This window comes from Sporolactobacillus mangiferae, from assembly GCF_023336505.1.
GTDB lineage: Bacteria > Bacillota > Bacilli > Bacillales > Sporolactobacillaceae > Sporolactobacillus > Sporolactobacillus mangiferae.
In genome coordinates this window covers 1-269 of record NZ_JAMAST010000056.1, presented here as the reverse complement: position 1 = coordinate 269, position 269 = coordinate 1, and the positions used below count along the sequence as shown (strand labels likewise).

Below are 269 nucleotides of genomic sequence, written 5' to 3'. Positions count from 1 at the left end.
ACTGTTTTCACGTTGGGTGCCTGAAGCATCGCCTTCACCTGTTCGGTACCTTCGTGTTTGAGCGACTTTGGAGGCCGGTCGTGAACGTTGCGAAGAAAGTGAGCTTGGCACCGCTGCCATGTGGCGCCCTGAAACGCTTTTTGAACGGCCTTGACGAGACCGCCATGATCATCGCTGATCACGACATCGACGCCCTTTAAGCCGCGTGCCTTCAGCCAATCGAAATAATTTTTCCAAGCATCCGTACTTTCACTATCATCTATTCTCAA

At 51.7% G+C, this 269-nt stretch carries 1 protein-coding gene; it reads right to left on the bottom strand.

All coding sequences use genetic code 11. From position 1 onward, the window contains the following. A partial coding sequence (locus M3N64_RS14020; RefSeq protein WP_249104324.1) for a transposase occupies positions 1 to 269 on the bottom strand: 269 nt, incomplete at both ends.